Raw genomic sequence first — 2,349 nt, 5'->3', positions numbered from 1 at the left:
CCCTCGCCGCCGCCGTCATCACCACCGCCATCACCGTCGCCACCGCAGGCGCCGGCACCCCCCTCGCCATCGCCCTCATCGGCGCAGCCCTCGACTTCGCCTCCACCGCCCTCGACACCGCAGCCATGGCCACCGGACGCACCCAGATCAACGACCCCCTCAACATCGCCTCCCTCACCCTCGGCGCCACAGGCCTGCTCCTCGGAGGCACCGGCGTCGTCACAGCCTTCAAAGCCGCCCGCGGCAAGGGACCAAAGGCAGCAGCAGAAGGGACGGGTGAGGCCGTAAACGAGACTGCCCCAGGGCCGGACAGTGCAGGCGGCAGCACGACGTCTGCCGCCGATGTCCCGAAGGCGCCCGCCACCGCGTCGGACGAAATCCTGGAGAGGGCTAACCGCAAGAACGGAAAGTTCATCGAGGATGGACAGCGAGTAGCCTTCCAGCTAAAACTGGTAATCCAGGGAAATTCTTCTGAAAAGAGTCTGAATCGCGCTGAAACCGCTTGGCGGGGCAGCTATGGCGAGGCGTTGGCATCTTGGGGGGATGTCAAGGAACATGTGCCGGAACACAAGTTCACGGCGGAATTGCAGCGGGATGCTCTGTCATATCTCTATCATGGTATGGGAGCGGTGAAGGCTGCAGCGTTTCGCAAAATGAGGCAGACTCGCAGCGGGTCGCTACGGGCGATGGCCGAGAAGATCAAGGAGGGCCAGAAATATGCAGATAGCCATATACTCCAGTCGCCTGTTGCATCCGGAATCCTGGGGGAGAACTGAACGGAGCTGGCTGCTGCTGGCTCTGGAGTCAGGAGGGATTCCGAGCTGCAGCGGGCCCGGCGGGGGCGACCACCTCATCCCTGACGGCACCGATCCCCTCGACGAACCGTACTGCTCGGTGAACCGCCGGTGAGGTGACGGTGACCTGGTTTTCGGTGCCGTAGTCGAAGGTGACCGCCTGCCCGTAAGCATCCACGGCCTTCTCCAGGCGGTGCTGCCCGTCCCGGACCTCCCACACATACGCGCTCTCATGGCCGAACACATCCCGCTCAGCAACCAGATCACCCTCAGCAGAGAAGAAACTCTTCCGCCCGTCGGCGTAGGTGAGCACCCACCGGTACGCGCGTGACACACCGTCCATGCCCTCCCGGGCCGGCAGCGTCCCCGGCGCATCACGCAGCGCCAGTTCGCTGAGCAGATACCGCTCCAGACCGGTGCCAGTGGTGTCGCCGGGATCGATCCGGTAACTGCCCCCGCCGGACGCGGTGTGCAGAGTGCCCGCGCCGTCCGGGTCGATGAACGCCTTCCCCAGACCCATCCCCTGGCCCAGGCCGTGCCGGTCCGCCCCCGCCGCAGCCGCACCCTGGCCATACGACAGCGCCAGCTCCACCCCCATGCTCCCGCGGCCGGGCAGCGACACCAGCGGCAGCACCGTCGTGAACGCCCCCGTCTGCTCACTGATACTGCCCGAAGCCCCGCCGCCCAACGCCACCGCACCCGACACCCCCGCCGGGCCGGAAACAGCGGCGGCAGAAGCCACACCTGCAGTGACCATGGGCACCGTGGTAACCGCCATCATCACCGCTGTCGCCAGAGCAGTACGCCGCAGCCAGCCCCCGGTCCTCACACGGCTGCCGTGCACCGCAGCAGGAAAGACGGCATCCGGGAAAGGCATAACGGCTCCAGGAAAGAAGAAACAGGGCAGGACAGAAGGATGATGTGATCACCTAATGCCCTGCCGGCCCGCTGCGGCATCCTGCACCAGGGCCTCCCCGGCGCCGGACTTTCCTGCCCGGCCGGCCGGCCGGCCGGCTACTGCCCGGCCGGCCGACTACTGCCCGGCCGGCCGGCTGCTGGCATGACGGGTCTACCGCCCCGGGCCCGACAAGCTTGCGCTGCTGTGGCACCAGAAGGCACGCAGCCCTGACGTGCACACATGCGCACTCCAGGCAGCCGAGCGGGAAGCTGTGCACCCGGTACGGGATTCACCGCATTATTCCGCGCCCGTGCCCGCCAGTCTGCTCCTCCCGGAGGCTTCTGAGCTGCCGGCCGACGCCGTCAGCCCTGGGCCGGGTATGCAGCACGGACGGTTCTACCAGGACCCCTTCCGCACCTGCCCGCAGCCGGGCGTGCCCGCCCGCGTCCGCGGTCCCTGTGGTGCAGAACCGGCTGAGGGGGGTGCCGCGCAGGGCGGTCCTTGGATCTTGCTTTCGGTGTGCCAGTGGCCGCGAAGGGCCAGGGCGACGTCCTGGCGGGGGGCCTCTATGTCCTTCGTCAAGCCGGAGCTGGTCATGCGATGGCTGCTTCGGGGATGCGTGGTTCGTAGAAGGTTCCGTCGCGGAGCATGGCGAAC

At 67.4% G+C, this 2,349-nt stretch carries 2 protein-coding genes; one reads left to right on the top strand and one right to left on the bottom strand.

Annotated elements, in window-relative coordinates; all coding sequences use genetic code 11:
- Positions 1-776 (top strand): hypothetical protein (locus ACFZBD_RS35145; protein ID WP_391147791.1); only part of this gene is annotated, 776 nt, incomplete at its 5' end.
- Positions 777-804: 28 nt separating this feature from the next.
- Here the strand turns inward: ACFZBD_RS35145 and ACFZBD_RS35140 are convergent.
- Positions 805-1,551, bottom strand: a complete 747-nt coding sequence (locus ACFZBD_RS35140) for a hypothetical protein (protein WP_391147789.1) — start codon at positions 1,549-1,551, stop codon at positions 805-807.
- Positions 1,552-2,349: the final 798 nt, after the last annotated feature.

Origin of the sequence: Streptomyces sp. NPDC008121, from assembly GCF_042957155.1 — a bacterium.
Taxonomy (GTDB): Bacteria; Actinomycetota; Actinomycetes; order Streptomycetales; family Streptomycetaceae; genus Streptomyces.
This window is presented reverse-complemented; position numbering and strand designations above follow the sequence as displayed.

Excerpts from the sequence above, each read along its gene's own strand:
- ACFZBD_RS35140 (WP_391147789.1), bottom strand. The coding sequence starts at position 1,551 with ATGGTCACTGCAGGTGTGGCTTCTGCCGCCGCTGTTTCCGGCCCGGCG.